The 14,411-nt window shown below is 47.1% G+C and carries 17 protein-coding genes, 3 tRNA genes and 1 pseudogene; 11 read left to right on the top strand and 10 right to left on the bottom strand.

Going from position 1 to position 14,411, the window contains the following annotated elements:
- Nucleotides 1–119 precede the first annotated feature (119 nt).
- Both K6V26_RS18075 and K6V26_RS18070 read left to right on the top strand, forming a co-directional pair.
- Nucleotides 120–1,472, top strand: a complete 1,353-nt coding sequence (locus K6V26_RS18075; RefSeq protein ID WP_007655003.1) for an MATE family efflux transporter — start codon at nucleotides 120–122, stop codon at nucleotides 1,470–1,472.
- A gap of 161 nt (nucleotides 1,473–1,633) precedes the next feature.
- A complete protein-coding gene (locus K6V26_RS18070; RefSeq protein ID WP_010801951.1) occupies nucleotides 1,634–2,212 on the top strand; it encodes a DUF4251 domain-containing protein in 579 nt (192 codons plus the stop codon).
- Nucleotides 2,213–2,342: 130 nt separating this feature from the next.
- On the opposite strand, the gene K6V26_RS18065 is transcribed toward K6V26_RS18070, so the two are convergent.
- The gene (locus K6V26_RS18065) at nucleotides 2,343–3,554 is read right to left on the bottom strand and encodes a 6-bladed beta-propeller (RefSeq protein ID WP_224263480.1); all 1,212 of its coding nucleotides are present in this window, start codon (nucleotides 3,552–3,554) and stop codon (nucleotides 2,343–2,345) included.
- A gap of 146 nt (nucleotides 3,555–3,700) precedes the next feature.
- Between K6V26_RS18065 and K6V26_RS18060 the strand changes: the two genes are divergently transcribed.
- From K6V26_RS18060 to K6V26_RS18040, 5 genes are all read left to right on the top strand, one after another.
- Nucleotides 3,701–4,084 carry a co-chaperone GroES gene (locus tag K6V26_RS18060; protein ID WP_007654999.1) on the top strand — a complete coding sequence of 128 codons (384 nt, stop codon included), beginning with the start codon at nucleotides 3,701–3,703 and terminating at the stop codon, nucleotides 4,082–4,084.
- Nucleotides 4,085–4,179: 95 nt separating this feature from the next.
- On the top strand, nucleotides 4,180–4,977 hold the full coding sequence (locus tag K6V26_RS18055; RefSeq protein WP_010801953.1) for a sulfide/dihydroorotate dehydrogenase-like FAD/NAD-binding protein: 798 nt from the start codon (nucleotides 4,180–4,182) through the stop codon (nucleotides 4,975–4,977).
- A 12-nt stretch (nucleotides 4,978–4,989) separates the two neighbouring features.
- Nucleotides 4,990–6,462 carry an NADPH-dependent glutamate synthase gene (gene gltA, locus K6V26_RS18050; protein ID WP_010801954.1) on the top strand — a complete coding sequence of 491 codons (1,473 nt, stop codon included), beginning with the start codon at nucleotides 4,990–4,992 and terminating at the stop codon, nucleotides 6,460–6,462.
- 336 nt (nucleotides 6,463–6,798) lie between these two features.
- Entirely contained in the window at nucleotides 6,799–7,056 is a 258-nt protein-coding gene (locus K6V26_RS18045) for a type II toxin-antitoxin system HicA family toxin (RefSeq protein ID WP_224263479.1), read from the top strand.
- Nucleotides 7,057–7,067: 11 nt separating this feature from the next.
- Nucleotides 7,068–7,406, top strand: coding sequence for a type II toxin-antitoxin system HicB family antitoxin (locus K6V26_RS18040; RefSeq protein ID WP_007654992.1), 339 nt, complete (start codon nucleotides 7,068–7,070; stop codon nucleotides 7,404–7,406).
- A 98-nt stretch (nucleotides 7,407–7,504) separates the two neighbouring features.
- Here K6V26_RS18040 and K6V26_RS18035 read toward each other — a convergent pair.
- The 9 genes from K6V26_RS18035 to K6V26_RS17995 all read right to left on the bottom strand — a co-directional run bounded on the left by K6V26_RS18035 (nucleotide 7,505) and on the right by K6V26_RS17995 (nucleotide 12,044).
- A tRNA-Gly gene (locus K6V26_RS18035) sits at nucleotides 7,505–7,577 on the bottom strand.
- A gap of 15 nt (nucleotides 7,578–7,592) precedes the next feature.
- Nucleotides 7,593–7,677: transfer RNA gene (locus tag K6V26_RS18030), tRNA-Leu, on the bottom strand.
- A gap of 19 nt (nucleotides 7,678–7,696) precedes the next feature.
- A tRNA-Gly gene (locus K6V26_RS18025) sits at nucleotides 7,697–7,769 on the bottom strand.
- 88 nt (nucleotides 7,770–7,857) lie between these two features.
- Complete coding sequence (locus K6V26_RS18020; protein ID WP_224263478.1) at nucleotides 7,858–8,310, bottom strand: Rieske (2Fe-2S) protein; 453 nt, start codon at nucleotides 8,308–8,310, stop codon at nucleotides 7,858–7,860.
- 4 nt (nucleotides 8,311–8,314) lie between these two features.
- Nucleotides 8,315–9,652, bottom strand: coding sequence for an argininosuccinate lyase (gene argH, locus K6V26_RS18015; protein ID WP_007654988.1), 1,338 nt, complete (start codon nucleotides 9,650–9,652; stop codon nucleotides 8,315–8,317).
- A gap of 11 nt (nucleotides 9,653–9,663) precedes the next feature.
- Nucleotides 9,664–10,074, bottom strand: coding sequence for an SRPBCC family protein (locus K6V26_RS18010; protein ID WP_048315099.1), 411 nt, complete (start codon nucleotides 10,072–10,074; stop codon nucleotides 9,664–9,666).
- A 16-nt stretch (nucleotides 10,075–10,090) separates the two neighbouring features.
- A complete protein-coding gene (gene pyrE, locus K6V26_RS18005) occupies nucleotides 10,091–10,729 on the bottom strand; it encodes an orotate phosphoribosyltransferase (RefSeq protein ID WP_007654984.1) in 639 nt (212 codons plus the stop codon).
- Between the two features lie 376 nt (nucleotides 10,730–11,105).
- Nucleotides 11,106–11,573 (bottom strand): glucosaminidase domain-containing protein, encoded by a 468-nt coding sequence (locus K6V26_RS18000; protein WP_048315101.1) that lies wholly within the window; start codon nucleotides 11,571–11,573, stop codon nucleotides 11,106–11,108.
- Nucleotides 11,574–11,603: 30 nt separating this feature from the next.
- Nucleotides 11,604–12,044, bottom strand: a complete 441-nt coding sequence (locus K6V26_RS17995) for an HU family DNA-binding protein (RefSeq protein WP_048315103.1) — start codon at nucleotides 12,042–12,044, stop codon at nucleotides 11,604–11,606.
- A 219-nt stretch (nucleotides 12,045–12,263) separates the two neighbouring features.
- Here K6V26_RS17995 and K6V26_RS28645 point away from each other — a divergent pair.
- The 4 genes and pseudogenes from K6V26_RS28645 to K6V26_RS17980 form a co-directional block, all read left to right on the top strand.
- Nucleotides 12,264–12,362: pseudogene (locus K6V26_RS28645) on the top strand (DUF4248 domain-containing protein); the annotation flags it as partial.
- A gap of 3 nt (nucleotides 12,363–12,365) precedes the next feature.
- Nucleotides 12,366–12,527, top strand: coding sequence for a hypothetical protein (locus K6V26_RS28575; protein ID WP_262905192.1), 162 nt, complete (start codon nucleotides 12,366–12,368; stop codon nucleotides 12,525–12,527).
- Nucleotides 12,452–13,078 carry a BT4734/BF3469 family protein gene (locus K6V26_RS17985; RefSeq protein ID WP_262905184.1) on the top strand — a complete coding sequence of 209 codons (627 nt, stop codon included), beginning with the start codon at nucleotides 12,452–12,454 and terminating at the stop codon, nucleotides 13,076–13,078. Before K6V26_RS28575 ends, K6V26_RS17985 begins: the two co-directional genes overlap by 76 nt.
- A gap of 88 nt (nucleotides 13,079–13,166) precedes the next feature.
- Entirely contained in the window at nucleotides 13,167–14,111 is a 945-nt protein-coding gene (locus K6V26_RS17980; RefSeq protein WP_394373095.1) for a DUF3987 domain-containing protein, read from the top strand.
- Nucleotides 14,112–14,411: the final 300 nt, after the last annotated feature.

Here is a 14,411-nt window from a genome sequence, read left to right as displayed (position 1 = left end):
TATCCCTGCCCTTACCGGAGAGGGATACCGGACGCCATAAGGGGAGGGAGTAAGCATCGCTTTCCGGGGCATACGATTAATGAAGAACGAAAGTATAACAAGATAAGTGTAGATGAATTATGGCAAATGAAATAATCGGACGGCTGGAGAACGAGAAAGTGAGCCGCCTGCTGTTGCAGTATGCTATCCCGGCGGTGATCGGGACGATGGTAAATGCTTTGTATAATATTGTAGACCGTGTCTTTATCGGTCAGGGAGTCGGTGCGCTGGCTATTGCCGGACTGACGCTGACCTTCCCGATCCTGCTCTTCTTGCAGGCATTCGGTATGCTGGTGGGGGCAGGTGCGGCTACCCGTGTCTCCATCCATCTGGGGCGGAAAGCAAACGAGATGGCGGAAAAGGTCCTGGGAAATGCTTTTACGCTGACATTCATTATTACGATCATCACGGTCGTCCCCTGTATGATCTGGATGGAAGACCTCCTGCTGGCCTTTGGCGGAAGCGAACAAACGATTCCTTATGCCAAAGACTACCTGAATATTGTGGTCCCCGGAACGATCCTGACTTCGCTCAGCTTTGGTTTCAACGCTGTCATGCGTGCATCCGGCTATCCGAAGAAGGCCATGTTTACCATGCTGATCGGAGCGATAGCCAACGTGATACTCGACCCGATCTTTATCTTCTGGCTGGATATGGGTATCCGGGGGGCGGCTATTGCAACGATCATCTCCATGCTGCTCAGTACCCTGTTCGTCATGAACCATTTTATTCAGAAAGACAGCATTGTCCGTTTCCATAAAGGTACTTTCAAACTGGAGGGCCATGTGGTATGGAATATCCTGACGATCGGTGTTTCGCCTTTCGCCATGCAGCTGGCGGGTAGCCTGGTTGTCGTTATCCAGAACTACGCCTTGAAACAATATGGCGGTGACCTGGCTTTGGGGGCCAACGGTATCATCACCAGTGTCGGGATGCTTCTGGTGATGTTGATTATCGGTATTGCGCAGGGGATGCAGCCGATCGTCGGCTTCAACTACGGGGCCGGTCAGCATAAGCGTGTGCAGGATACCTTGTGGCTGGTGATTATCACATCGACCGTTATTATGGGGATCGGTTGTCTGTGCAGTGTCCTGTTTCCGGAAATAATAGCCCGGGCCTTTACCAACGACCCCGAACTGATTGAGGTGACGGCAAACGGTTTGCGCATCAGCCTGCTCGTTTTCGTGGTGGTCGGTTCGCAGATTTCCATCAGCCAGTTTTTTCAGAGTATCGGTATTGCCTGGAAAGCGATGTTCCTGAGCCTGAGCCGTCAGTGTCTTTTCCTGATTCCTGCCCTTCTGACATTTCCGCATGTGTGGGGACTGGACGGGGTGTGGTACGCTTCGCCGTTTTCAGACTTCATTGCGGCCGTAACTGCCTGGGGTTTCCTGTGGTACCATGTTAAAAACATAAAAAGTAAGGGGATAAATTGAACTTACCGGCACGTTATTTGTCTATATATACAAAAAGAGATATATTTGACGCGGATGGCCTGGCTAAGAAAAATGTACATTGATGTTTTAATCCGCGTTATCTGTATCATTCGCGTCAAAAATATCTCAGTATCCGATTAATAATTAAAAAGAATAGAAGTATGAAAAGAGTATTATTATTGCTAGCTGTCCTGCTGTTTAGTGCCGGTTCAGGGACAATGATGGCACAACAGGATAAAGCAGCCGAGAAAGCTGCCAAGAAAGCAGAGAAAGAAGCCCGTAAAGCAGCCGAAGAAGCTGAAAATATGGCATTGTTCGAACAAGCCGTCCAGGCTCTTAACGACAAGGACTTCGTGCTCGAAGCCGATCGTGTGGAATTTAAACGCGGACGTTTTGTTTATGTCACTCCGAGTACCAACTTCGTCTCTATGGATGGCAACCGCGCAACTATCCAGTTGGCATTCAACGGAGCTTACGCAGGTCCTAACGGTATCGGCGGAATCACTGTAGAAGGAAACGCTTCGAATGTGGAAATGAAGACCGATAAGAAAGGCAATATTACTTTCAGTATGATGGTACAAGGCGTAGCCGTTTCGGCAAACGTGACTTTCCGCATGGTGAAAGGCTCCAACAAATGTACGGCCACTGTCAGTCCTAACTTCAACAGCAACCGTATTTCATTTACCGGTACCCTGTATCCGACCGAACAGTCTAACGTGTTTAAGGGACGTTCCATTTAACGTAACAGATAACACAGATAACATAGATCGAGCAGATTGACGCAGATATTTTAATTAATAAATCTGTGTTCATCTGCTCGATCTATGTTATCTGCGTGCTATTTGCATTTTAAACGATCACTCTGCCTGATTACTTCTTTATCTGATCTACCGTGTGGAACAGCATGATCTGTAAAACCGGATTGGCATCGTCATCGAGTGTTTCGATCAGTTTTTTCAATTCGGCATCGCCATGTTTACCTTCGGCTTCCTGTAAGGCGTAGACCTGACGGGTACGTACGGCAATGTTGCTATTCTGTGTTGTGTTCCAGTTGGTGATGTGCGGATAATCGTCCATCAGCGTCCAGTATGAATTGCCCGGATAGTCGGTCATCTTGTAGATCTGGTTGTCTTTCTTGTCATAGATGTAGTAATGCTCGTCGACATACGGCTTATACGAATGGCAACGCAGGATATAGAACATCAGGTAGCGCTCGGTCTCGATCGTCGGATGCACCTGGGCAAAAGTGGTGGGATATTTGCTTTGGTCGATGATACGCGGAATGACCTGCAAGTCTTGCCGGATTTCAAAGATGGTATCATTGCCCAAATTAGCCATAAAGGCCCCTTTAGGGCTCTTTACCAGGCTTCCGTAGGCCAGGCGCCCGTGGCTATCGTGAGGCAGTTGGGTTGGGAAGCGGATCGGTAATTTTTTTACCGTGCTTCCGTCTTCTTTGCGGACGACCGAATAGCGCGGACCTCCCGGATTGTATCTGAAATAATTGAGCAGGAGCGAGTCGTTGAGGATCGTGATCTCTTTCGCTTTGTTGAGGAAGGTACGTTTGAAGTTCCCTTCGAGGTCGTAGACATACGTGCATCCTTTCTTTAGGTTGGCATCCTGAACGAAGATCTCTTTCCGGAGGGTATCGACGGCATAGCTGCTTATATAGCTGTATTCGCCCGGTCCTCTGCCCTTATGGTCGATTTTCCGGACCAGGCTGCCGTCTCTTTTGAATATATAAATAGCCGCTTGCTCTTCTTGTGCGTAGATGAAGTCGTTAGTCAGCAAATATTCGTTGCCCTCGCATGTCCCGATTTGCCTCAGAAGCGTACTGTCGTTGGTCTCCAGTGGTATATACAACGCATCGGAGAGATCGCTCAGGCGGATATTCGTTTCCGGATAATTCTCTTCTACATTAAAAAAGATAGGTTTTTCTCCTTCATACCAGATGGGAGCGGCCGGCTGTATTGTTGTTTCTGCCGTTTCTTCTCCGTTATCCGGTTGTGCGGCGGAATCTTTTTTCGTACCTGAGCAACCGGTTGCCAGGAAAAAAGTAAAAAATAGAAGAGGTAATGTTTTCATGTTGTAGTCTGTTATAAAGTTGGCGTAATATAAGAATAAAGAAGAGTCAGGCAATGCCTATGGCCGTTTTTTATACTTATTCGTCTCGTATATAAAGATATTTTGTAGATTTGTTCTCATTTATTAATTCTATTTATTCAGTAATTATGCAATTATCAATCGACCAAAAAGACATAGACAAATTCATCATGATAGGCGACAAGGTGCTTATCAAGCCGAAGAATCCGCAGAGTCAGACTAAATCAGGCCTTTACCTGCCGCCCACCGTACAGCAGGAGAAGATACAAAGCGGCTATATCATCAAGGTAGGTCCCGGTTTTCCGCTACCTTCGCAGAAGGAAGAGCATGAAGTATGGGAGAAGAAGGAAGACGAAGCCGTCCATTATCTGCCTTTGCAGGCGCACGAAGGCGATCTGGCTGTTTATCTGCAGAATGCCGCCTACGAGATTAAGTTTAACGACGAAAAGTTCCTGATCGTGCCCCATTCGGCGATTTTAATGCTGCTTCGCGACGAAGGATTGTTCGAATAAAGCCTTTTTCTTTGGCAAAATACTAATAGATTCACTTTTTTGATATATTTTTGCAAGCAAATCAACAAAATAAACTATCAACAGTAGCGATTAGAATGAATAAAATTGTAAGTAAAGAACATTTCTCTGCCAATGTCGTGAAGCTGGAAGTGGAGGCTCCTCTGATTGCCCGCTCACGCAAAGCCGGTCACTTTGTGATCGTGAAGGTGGGAGAGAAAGGTGAACGTATCCCTTTAACCATTGCAGGTGCAGATACTCAGAAAGGAACCATCACACTTGTGATTCAGGCTGTAGGCGGTTCATCCAAGAAGATCTGCGATTTGAACGTAGGCGATTATATTACCGACCTGGTAGGTCCGCTGGGACAGGCTACCCATATCGAAAAGGTAGGTACCGTAGTTTGCGCCGGAGGTGGTGTAGGTGTAGCCCCGCTGCTGCCTATCGTTGAGGCTTTTCATAAGGCTGGCAACCGGGTGATCGTTGTTCTGGCAGCCCGTACGAAAGACCTGGTGATTCTGGAAGAACAGATGCGTGCAAACTCAGACGAAGTGATCGTTATGACCGACGACGGCTCATACGGTACCCAGGGACTGGTAACAAACGGCGTAGAAAGTGTCATCAACCGTGAGAAGGTAGACCTTTGTGTAACCATCGGCCCGGCCATCATGATGAAATTCGTTTCAGCCCTTACAAAGAAATATGAGATACCTACTGTCGCTTCGTTGAACACGATCATGGTAGACGGAACCGGCATGTGTGGTGCTTGCCGTATCACGGTAGGCGGAAAGACCAAGTTTGTCTGTGTGGACGGACCGGAGTTCGATGCCCACCAGGTTGATTTCGATGAGATGCTTATGCGTCTGGGTGCTTATAAAGATATTGAAAAGAAATAACCACTGAAACAAATGACAACAGCAGAATTAATTGCAGCCCGCCGTTCCGAACCCTGGAGAGAAGAACTGCGCAAAAGCAAAAAAAATAAAGAACGCACGGATATTCCCCGTGTAGAAATGAATGAACTGGATGCCGAATACCGTAGTCATACCCGCCTGGAAGAGGTAAACCTGGGATTGACGAAGGAACAGGCCATGCAGGAGGCACAACGCTGCCTCGACTGCCCGAATCCGACCTGTATGGAAGGCTGTCCGGTAAGTATCAATATCCCGACGTTTATCAAGAATATCGAACGGGGTGAATTTCTGGAAGCGGCTAGGGTCCTGAAAGAAACCAGTGCCCTGCCTGCCGTTTGCGGCCGTGTATGTCCGCAGGAAAAGCAGTGCGAAAGCAAATGTATCCACTTGAAGATGAAAAAGGCTCCTGTTGCTATCGGTTATCTGGAGCGTTTCGCAGCCGACTACGAACGGGAGAGCGGCAATATCTCCGTACCGGAGGTAGCAGAAAAGAACGGTATCAAGGTCGCCGTAATCGGTTCCGGTCCTGCCGGATTGTCTTTTGCCGGTGATATGGCAAAACGCGGATACGACGTGACGGTGTTCGAGGCGCTGCACGAGATTGGCGGCGTATTGAAATACGGTATTCCCGAATTCCGTTTGCCGAATAAGATTGTAGACGTGGAAATCGAAGGCCTGCGTAAGATGGGAGTGAAGTTCGTCACGAACTGCATCGTCGGAAAGACTATCAGTTATGACGATCTGCATGAAGAAGGCTTCAAAGGCTTCTTTGCAGCCAGCGGTGCCGGTCTGCCTAACTTTATGAATATACCGGGCGAAAACCTGATTGGTGTCATGTCGTCCAACGAATACCTGACACGTGTCAACCTGATGGATGCCGCCAATCCGGAGAGCGATACGCCGGTATTGCAAGGCAAGAAAGTGGCCGTAATCGGTGGTGGTAACACGGCGATGGACTCTGTACGTACAGCCCGCCGCCTGGGAGCCGAACGTGCTATGATTGTTTACCGTCGTAGCGAAGAGGAAATGCCTGCCCGTGTGGAAGAAGTAAAACATGCCAAGGAAGAAGGTGTGGAATTTATGACGCTGCATAATCCTATCGAATATATCGGCGATGAAAGAGGCCGTGTCAAACAGATGCGTTTGCAGAAGATGGAGCTGGGCGAACCGGATGCTTCCGGACGTCGCCGTCCGGTGGCTATCGAAGGAGCCATCGATACCATTGATGTGGACGAGGTAATCGTCAGCGTCGGTGTTTCTCCCAACCCGCTTATCCCGCGTGCCTTCAGCGGTCTGGAAGTAAGCAAATGGGGAACAATCGTAGTCGATCAGGATACCATGCGTTCCGCTTTGCCGGATGTATATGCCGGAGGCGACATCGTTCGTGGTGGTGCAACCGTAATCCTGGCCATGGGCGACGGTCGTAAGGCTGCTGCCGCGATGGATGCCGGCTTACAAGGAAAATAATTCGTATCTGATAAAGATAGGGCCCGGTCTGATTGCAGGCCGGGCTTTTTTATTGTTTGTGAAAAAAACGTCAAAATAACTGTTATAAGCCGAATTTTAAGCGCTTACATCCGAAATGTTATTGGAATGTTGAATTAATTCTTATATTTGCGTCTAATGGATTATTCAGAAAAGACATATAGAGAGGTAAAGAAGATATTTATACGATAGTTATAAATATTGGTGTGTCTATGAAGGAGGGGCTGTGGCAGAAATGCTATGGCCCTTTTTGTTAAATTGTAAGTATGATATTGTTTGCAACTAATTAATAGTTACATTTGCAAAAAGATTAACCAAATGGGGACTAAAGAAAAACTTATAGAACGTTTTAAGGCTTTACCGTCAGATTTCACATTTGATGAATTAGAAAAGCTTTTAAAATGTTTTGGCTATGAAAAATCGAATAAAGGCAAAACGTCTGGTTCGAGGGTGGTTTATAAGAATAAGGATAAACGTCCGATCATGCTGCATAAGCCGCATCCGGGCAATATTATTAAGGCATACGCTATGAAGCAGGTATTAAATGATTTGATTGATGCAGGATTTATTAAATGAAGGAGGCTACGATGAATACATTAACTTATAAAGATTATATCGGCTCTGTTAATTTCAGCGAGAAAGATAATGTCTTCTTTGGAAAGGTAGAAGGCATTAATGCACTTGTGAATTTCGAGGGAGAAAGCGTGAGTGAATTACGGAAGGCTTTTCAAGAGGCTGTAGATGATTATCTGGCATATTGCGAAGAGGAAGGCATTGAGCCTCATAAAAGCTATTCAGGTTCTTTGAATGTGCGTATTTCGCCCGAAATTCATAATAAAATAGCCATGCTGGCTAAACAAGCAGGGATTTCTATAAATGCATTTATAAAAGAAGCATTGGAAAAACAAGTAGCATCTTCGTTCTGACATACGGCCTCGCATTTAGAGCGGGGCTTTTTTATTATCTCTTTTTGCAAAATAAAAAGCCCCGATATTGCAAGCAATACCGAGGCCTTTTGGAAGCGAGCGGAAGACGGGACTCGAACCCGCGACCCTAACCTTGGCAAGGTTATGCTCTACCAACTGAGCTACTTCCGCAATTAAATCAAACTGTACTCGAAGCGGGACTTGAACCCGCACAGCCGCAATGGCCAAAGGATTTTAAGTCCTTCGTGTCTACCGATTCCACCATTCGAGCATCCCTTCTCTTAGAGATGAGCGGAAGACGGGACTCGAACCCGCGACCCTAACCTTGGCAAGGTTATGCTCTACCAACTGAGCTACTTCCGCATTGTTTTCGTTTGCGTGTGCAAAGGTAGACGAAATTTTTGTATTTGCAAACATTTGACTAAAAAAATCTCTTTAGAGGATGATTTTTTTAATACCGGATTAATAATTTGTTCCCCTGCTGAGTGACATCGAATCTCGTTAATGCAAATTCTGACGGGCCATCTGACGGAGTTCCAGTACCATACGCTATTTCGTATTTGGTTCCGCACTTGGGGCATTCTGCCCAGCCGGTATTGTCAGCTTTGACCATTGTATTTTTATTTGCTTCGTGAGGACAGCAGAGGTCATAGGCATAATACTTGGTGTTACCGCTGGAATCGAATCCGCTAACTACCAGTACTCCCGAATATCCGAGTTGCGTACCGTAGTTCTGACCGCTGGTAGATGTTATTTCTTTAAAATTAAGAGCACCTACCAGGTCCTTGTCTTTGTAGGTCAAATCCAGTTCCAGATATACCCGTGCATAAGGAATGTTCGAGACGTTTACCTTATTGCACGACATCGCCAACAGTACTACCAAACAAAAAAATATTCTTTTCATATAATTATGCTAACAGTTCCTTTTCTGCTTCGTTTACTTTACTAAACGAGAAACCGTCAATAATATTTTGCATCAGAGCAGAAATACTATCATTGCATAGATTACCGATACTACCTTCGTGCGTATGGCTGACCGCTTTATTCGGAGTGAATTTGCCCGCTTCTATATTCAGACCGACCTGTTTGTAAGCGTCGCGGAAAGGTACACCCTCCAATACGAGGCGGTTCACCTCTTCTACGCTGAACAGCAAGGCATATTTGTCATCTTCCAGAATATGGTCGTTCACCTTCACTTCGCGCATCATGTGCGTTACCATGCGGATACAATCCTTCAGTTCGTCGAAAGCAGGCAGGAACACCTCTTTGATAATCTGCAAGTCGCGGAAATACCCCGACGGCAGGTTGTTGCATATTAATGTAATCTGCTGCGGAAGGCCCTGTATCTTGTTACATTTTGCGCGCGTCAGTTCGAATACGTCCGGATTCTTCTTATGCGGCATGATGCTCGAACCCGTCGTAAACTGGTCCGGCAATTTGATGAATCCAAAGTTCTGGCTGTTGAACATGCAAGCATCGAAGGCCAGTTTTGAAAGCGTTGCGGCAATGCCCGCCATAGCGAAAGCTACCGTACGTTCCATCTTGCCGCGTCCCATCTGTGCATAGACAACGTTGTAGTCCATCGAGTCGAAGCCCAGCAGGTCGGTTGTCATCTGGCGATTCAGCGGGAAAGACGAACCGTATCCGGCTGCCGAACCCAGCGGGTTACGGTTGCAAACCTTATAGGCTGCCTGCATCATCTGCAAATCATCCGCCAGGCTCTCGGCATACGCCCCGAACCACAGGCCGAACGATGAAGGCATCGCAATCTGTAAATGCGTATACCCCGGCATCAGCACTTCTTTGTAACGGTTACTCTGGCTGATCAGCACCTCGAACAAGCCGTTCGTCAGTTCTACCAACTCCCGGATTTGTGCACGCGTGTACAGTTTCAAATCCAGCAGCACCTGGTCGTTGCGCGAACGTCCGCTATGTATCTTCTTGCCGATATCGCCCAGGCGGCGTGTCAGCATCAGTTCCACCTGCGAATGGACGTCTTCCACGCCCTCTTCGATCACGAACTCACCGCGGTCGGCCACGGCATAGATGTTTTTCAGCTCCGCCAGCAGAACCGTCAGTTCTTCTTTTGCGAGCAACCCGATGCTTTCCAGCATCGTTATATGAGCCATCGAGCCAAGAACGTCGTATTTAGCCAGGTAAAGGTCCATCTCGCGGTCCTTACCTACGGTAAATGTTTCGACTTCCTTGTCTACCTGTACATTTTTTTCCCAAAGTTTCTGAGCCATAATGCGGAGAATTAATAGGGCAGGGAGGCAATCACAGTTGATATTTTGTCGAGAGCGTCCTGCAACGGTTTTGATACCATCGGTTTGATAAACGGGTTCAGATCGGCGCGTATCGTCATTTTCAATCGCGTGTCGGCTTCTTCCACCTGTTTCAGTTGAATCCACAGGAAGAGTGGCACGGGCGAATTGGTAGTAGTAAATTTGATCGTTTTGCTCGGTTCGCGTTCTACGATCTGAAAAGTTATTTTACCTACGGGATCGACAGCGAAACTGCAAGAGTCGCTGTCGAACTCGAAGTCTTTGATTTTATCTTGTGGAATGCGGTCCTTCACCCGTTCCAGGTTGGAAAGGTCGGACAGCATTGCATAGACACGATCCTCGTTATAGGGGATCGTTTTGATCTCACTTACAAATTCTGTCATTCCGGGTCATTTATGATTAAACACCAGGATTCCAGTTTGAGGGATCCTTACGCCATTCTTGGAGGATTGAAATTTCGGATTCGTCGATATAATCCGTGCGTACGGCTTCTTCCAGGACTGCATCGTAATTGCTCAAGGTTGTCAACTGTACTTTTGCATCTTTGAATGCTTCTACAGCAACAGGGAATCCATATGTAAAGATAGCAACCATACCGACCACATCGCAACCGAAATTACGTACTGCTTGTACGGCTTTCAGACTGCTTCCTCCGGTCGATACCAAGTCTTCGATGATGACAACTTTCGAACCCGGTTTCAGTTCACCTTCGATCAGGTTTTCCAGTCCGTGATCTTTTGGGGTAGCACGAATATAAACAAATGGAAGTCCAAGCAAATCGGCTACTAATGCACCCTGTGCAATAGCCCCTGTGGCTACACCTGCGATAGCATCTGCGTTTTCATATTTTTCGCTGATTACGCGTGCCAGTTCCAATTTGATGAAACTACGAACAGCCGGATAAGAAAGCGTCTTTCTGTTATCATTATAAATGGGTGATCTCCAGCCTGAAGCCCAAGTGAACGGATTTGCCGGTTGTAATTTAACGGCTTTAATCTTTAATAATTTTTCTGCAACTAATCTTTCCAGTGTTTTCATACAATCCTACATATATATTTATATCAGTCTGCAAAAGTAGGTAAACAGAATGAGATAACCTTGTAGAACCTGAAAAAAATGAGGGGGTAAAAAGATGTTATTAAAAATAAAAAGGCCACCGGCCAGCCTTCGGGAGGCGTTGACCGGCAGCCTTATCCCTATGGCAGCCGCAGCCGTATCCTAAGGGATAGTTTCAAATACAGGGTGATCCCTTTCCGTGCCAGGCGGAGCAGCAGGGTTGGGATAAGTTTTAGTACCGATAGCCGTTTTATCATCTGTTGACGGTTTGAAATGAAACAAAAAATTAAGCAAAGCAAGAATGAATTCGATGATTCGTTTGAATTTGGACATGGTTGTTTTTGGATTAAATGAATGATTAAACAATAATCTCAACAATCGCCCGTACCGTCTTCTCTATCTGGACCAGGCTTTGGCGGTAGGTTTCGCGGTCGTCGCCGTTTAGTTCGCTGATATACGGGCTGTAGGCTATCTCGCGGGCATAGGCTTCCGGATTGTTGCTGGCCTGCCAGGCGGTACGGTAGTTGTTGCGGATCAGGCGGGCGAAGTCGAGAAAGGAATTTTCGCGGGTGTCGTACCGGCGGAAATCCAGGGAGTAACTGCCGGTGTTCACCGTTGTTTTGCTACCGTGCCAGTACTGGTTACTGCAACCGTAGGCCGTCAGACCGAAATAGTTGTTGCTGCCCGTTGCCAGTTTGCTCATTCCCCATCCGCTTTCGAAGGCAGCCTGTGCCAGTATCACGGTAGGATTCATGTTGAAAGAGGCTCCCGCAGACACGGCGGCCTGCAGGGAGTTCTTGACGAAGCTGATTTGTTGTGCTGTCATACTTTTTAATTGAAGATTGAAAATTAAAAATTACTCAATTTCCGGGCGGTCGCTTCCGCCTTCTTCCGGCGCTTCCGGCTCCTTGCCGATGCGTTCGAGGCTTACTTTTTCGATCATGGCGCGTAGCTTATCGCCGGGGGTGAAGATGATTTTCGGTTTACGGATCATGTTGGCTTGAAAATCTTTTTCTTCGACTGTTCCGGAACTACCGATCGACAACCGGAAATTACCTAGTCTTCCAAGTTGAACAACTTCGTTGCGGAGTAAAGCTTCTTCCATCGCACGAATCAGACCGAGAACAACCAGTGCCACGTCGCCATCGCTCGCTGTGGAACGGTCGGCTATCAATTCACAGATGGAGTCGAAATCCATCATTCCGCTCACCGGAGCGGAGGCGTAATAACGTTTCGCATCCGCTGCCGCTCCTTTGGTAAGGTCTTTTTTCAAGACTAGCTTGTACTTTACTGACATACTGTTAAATGTTTAAGGGTTAGTGTAATAAGAGCTTGTTTCTGAACTACATTGCAAAGATAATACAGGCATTTGCCTTCATGGGAGGCTGTGGGATGGTGCGTAATGTTCAGTATGTATTTTTTATTTGATAAATATTCGTCTTTTGCGGAACAACGTATTGATATAATGCTTGTATTGTGGTGTGTTAATATTATAATTTATAAATAATTATGGAAGATAAAAAAAACAGAAGTTTTTTCCTGGAGGAGAGCCTATGGCGTAACGGGATTCGCCCAACTGTATTTCCCCGGCCACACGCCGGTTGTTGCCTATAAACGTATGTGGGAATGGATACGCACCTCCCGCGAACTGAAAGCCAAGCTGGAGGCCGTAAACTCGAACATATGGTTCGTTACTCCGGTTGCATCTGCTTCGATCTTGATGATGTGCTGTTGCCACCTGAGCAAATTCTTAGCCAGGCTGCGCAACTTGGTTATGTGAAAGCCGGGCATATCAGTCCTTCCCATACGGGAAACAAACTCTTCGTGCTGGTGGACAGCGATCAGGAACATCATCTGCAAGCATTCGAACAGGTGCGGGCGATGATCGAGAAAGACCTTCCCGGTGTAACGGTGGATATCTCCGGCAAGGATGCCAACCGCGGTTGCTTTGCCAGCTATGATCCGGATGCTTTTTATAAAGAGGTGGCCGACGTGTATCGCCGTTACCGCTCGTCGCACGGCAGCAATCCCTGGTGCCCTCCGACGGCTTCCACCGGCCGGAAGAGTCTCACGAGTGTCACGAGTCTCACCCCCATTTCTGAAAATCCGACTGTTGAGGGAGATTCGTCTCTAGGCTTTGATATTGATCCGGATGAAGTCGGTTTGCCTCACTTCGACAGGGCGGTGATCGACCGTTTTCCCGGACTACTTTCGGACGTCCTGAAGGTGGCTGCCGACGATCGGGAATATGTCCTGATGGTCCTCTCTTCGCTGACCGTGCTCAGTACCATCATGCCGGGTGTCAGCGGCATGTTGAAGAAGCAACTTTAATAAGGCGCAGGTACGTGCCGCGGAAGGAAAGAAGCCGGTAGGACTTCCTCCGGAAGAGCCGGTGCCGGTCTGTCAGAAGCGTTTGCATATGAGTGGTTACACGACAACGGCGCGTATGATCGAGCAGTTGGATGTGAACAGTCCTTATGTTTCGTTTTTGTATGAGACAGAACTCGAATCGGTAAACAATACGATTATGCAGGACTTCGGAGGGTATAGTTATGTGTTGAACCAGGCTTTCCAATATGAACGGATCGGCTGTTCATCGAAAACCAACGGGACTTCTTTTATTGAGTTTCCCGAATTGGGTTTTCTGGCAACGGGTACCCCAGGCATGTTGTTGAAGCTGATCCCTTCGGCCGAGAGCGGCCTTTATAGCCGTCTGCTGATTTACCGTATAACCGGCCGTGCCGACTATCAACCGCTTACATCGGTCGACGATACGATGTGCAGCGTGCGTTATTTTGAAAGGCTGGGGCAACGGGTACTTGATATGGCGGTGCATCTGGAGAAGTCTCCGACCTTCGTTGTCTTTTCTGATAAGCAGCGTAAAAGGCTTGACCGTTACTTTGAACGTGAATATAATAATGTACGCGTATTCGGGAACGATGATGTTGCTTCGGTTGTGTTGCGCCATCGCTTGATTATCTTCCGTATAGCGATGACACTGACGGGAATCCGCAAGGGTGAAACGAAGAGTACGGCGGAAGAAATCGAGATTTTGGATGACGATTTCGATATCGCTTTCCATATCGGGACCCGCTGCCTGAGTCATTCGTTGCTGGTGAGCACGTCGTTGAAGCATAGCGATACGGATCAGCGTCATAAGTTGCCGGATGCGCAGGTCGACCTGTTCGATGTGATGCCGGATGAGTTTAAGACGTCGGATATAATCGATGAGGCCGGTGTCCGGGGAATTAGCCGTTCGAGTGTGTTCCGTATGTTGAAAAAAGCACAAGAATATAGCCTTGTCGTTTTAGTATCAACCGGTTACTACCGCAAGACAGAAAAAGGCAAAAATGTCAAAAAATGAAAAATGGGGGTGAGACTCGTGACACTCGTGAGACTCATTAACATTTCACCGGCCTAAAACGGCCTTTTTGGAAACGGATAGTTATCGCCCCGAAAACGAGTAGGCATCGGGATTCTGACGGGTAAGCACCCGTTGGAAGGGTATTGAAGAAAACAGTTTATTCTACTGGGCTCGAAAAGTGCTTGTAAATTATGATTATTAATAGTTAGAGAAGTAGAAAAGACTGACTAAAAAAAAGGTTCCTTTTTTCTCGCCAGCAAAATTACAACATTCTTTTGAACCTCCAATCTTTTTCCAAAT

The organism is Parabacteroides goldsteinii (assembly GCF_020091425.1).
GTDB classification, from domain to species: domain Bacteria; phylum Bacteroidota; class Bacteroidia; order Bacteroidales; family Tannerellaceae; genus Parabacteroides; species Parabacteroides goldsteinii.
This window is presented reverse-complemented; position numbering and strand designations above follow the sequence as displayed.

Excerpts from the sequence above, each read along its gene's own strand:
- K6V26_RS18060 (WP_007654999.1), top strand. The coding sequence starts at position 3,701 with ATGCAATTATCAATCGACCAAAAAGACATAGACAAATTCATCATGATA.
- K6V26_RS18040 (WP_007654992.1), top strand. The coding sequence starts at position 7,068 with ATGAATACATTAACTTATAAAGATTATATCGGCTCTGTTAATTTCAGC.
- K6V26_RS18000 (WP_048315101.1), bottom strand. The coding sequence starts at position 11,573 with ATGACAGCACAACAAATCAGCTTCGTCAAGAACTCCCTGCAGGCCGCC.
- K6V26_RS18045 (WP_224263479.1), top strand. The coding sequence starts at position 6,799 with ATGGGGACTAAAGAAAAACTTATAGAACGTTTTAAGGCTTTACCGTCA.
- K6V26_RS18070 (WP_010801951.1), top strand. The coding sequence starts at position 1,634 with ATGAAAAGAGTATTATTATTGCTAGCTGTCCTGCTGTTTAGTGCCGGT.
- K6V26_RS17995 (WP_048315103.1), bottom strand. The coding sequence starts at position 12,044 with ATGTCAGTAAAGTACAAGCTAGTCTTGAAAAAAGACCTTACCAAAGGA.
- K6V26_RS18010 (WP_048315099.1), bottom strand. The coding sequence starts at position 10,074 with ATGACAGAATTTGTAAGTGAGATCAAAACGATCCCCTATAACGAGGAT.
- argH (WP_007654988.1), bottom strand. The coding sequence starts at position 9,652 with ATGGCTCAGAAACTTTGGGAAAAAAATGTACAGGTAGACAAGGAAGTC.
- pyrE (WP_007654984.1), bottom strand. The coding sequence starts at position 10,729 with ATGAAAACACTGGAAAGATTAGTTGCAGAAAAATTATTAAAGATTAAA.
- K6V26_RS28575 (WP_262905192.1), top strand. The coding sequence starts at position 12,366 with ATGTGGGAATGGATACGCACCTCCCGCGAACTGAAAGCCAAGCTGGAG.
- gltA (WP_010801954.1), top strand. The coding sequence starts at position 4,990 with ATGACAACAGCAGAATTAATTGCAGCCCGCCGTTCCGAACCCTGGAGA.
- K6V26_RS18075 (WP_007655003.1), top strand. The coding sequence starts at position 120 with ATGGCAAATGAAATAATCGGACGGCTGGAGAACGAGAAAGTGAGCCGC.
- K6V26_RS17980 (WP_394373095.1), top strand. The coding sequence starts at position 13,167 with ATGAGTGGTTACACGACAACGGCGCGTATGATCGAGCAGTTGGATGTG.
- K6V26_RS18055 (WP_010801953.1), top strand. The coding sequence starts at position 4,180 with ATGAATAAAATTGTAAGTAAAGAACATTTCTCTGCCAATGTCGTGAAG.
- K6V26_RS18020 (WP_224263478.1), bottom strand. The coding sequence starts at position 8,310 with ATGAAAAGAATATTTTTTTGTTTGGTAGTACTGTTGGCGATGTCGTGC.
- K6V26_RS18065 (WP_224263480.1), bottom strand. The coding sequence starts at position 3,554 with ATGAAAACATTACCTCTTCTATTTTTTACTTTTTTCCTGGCAACCGGT.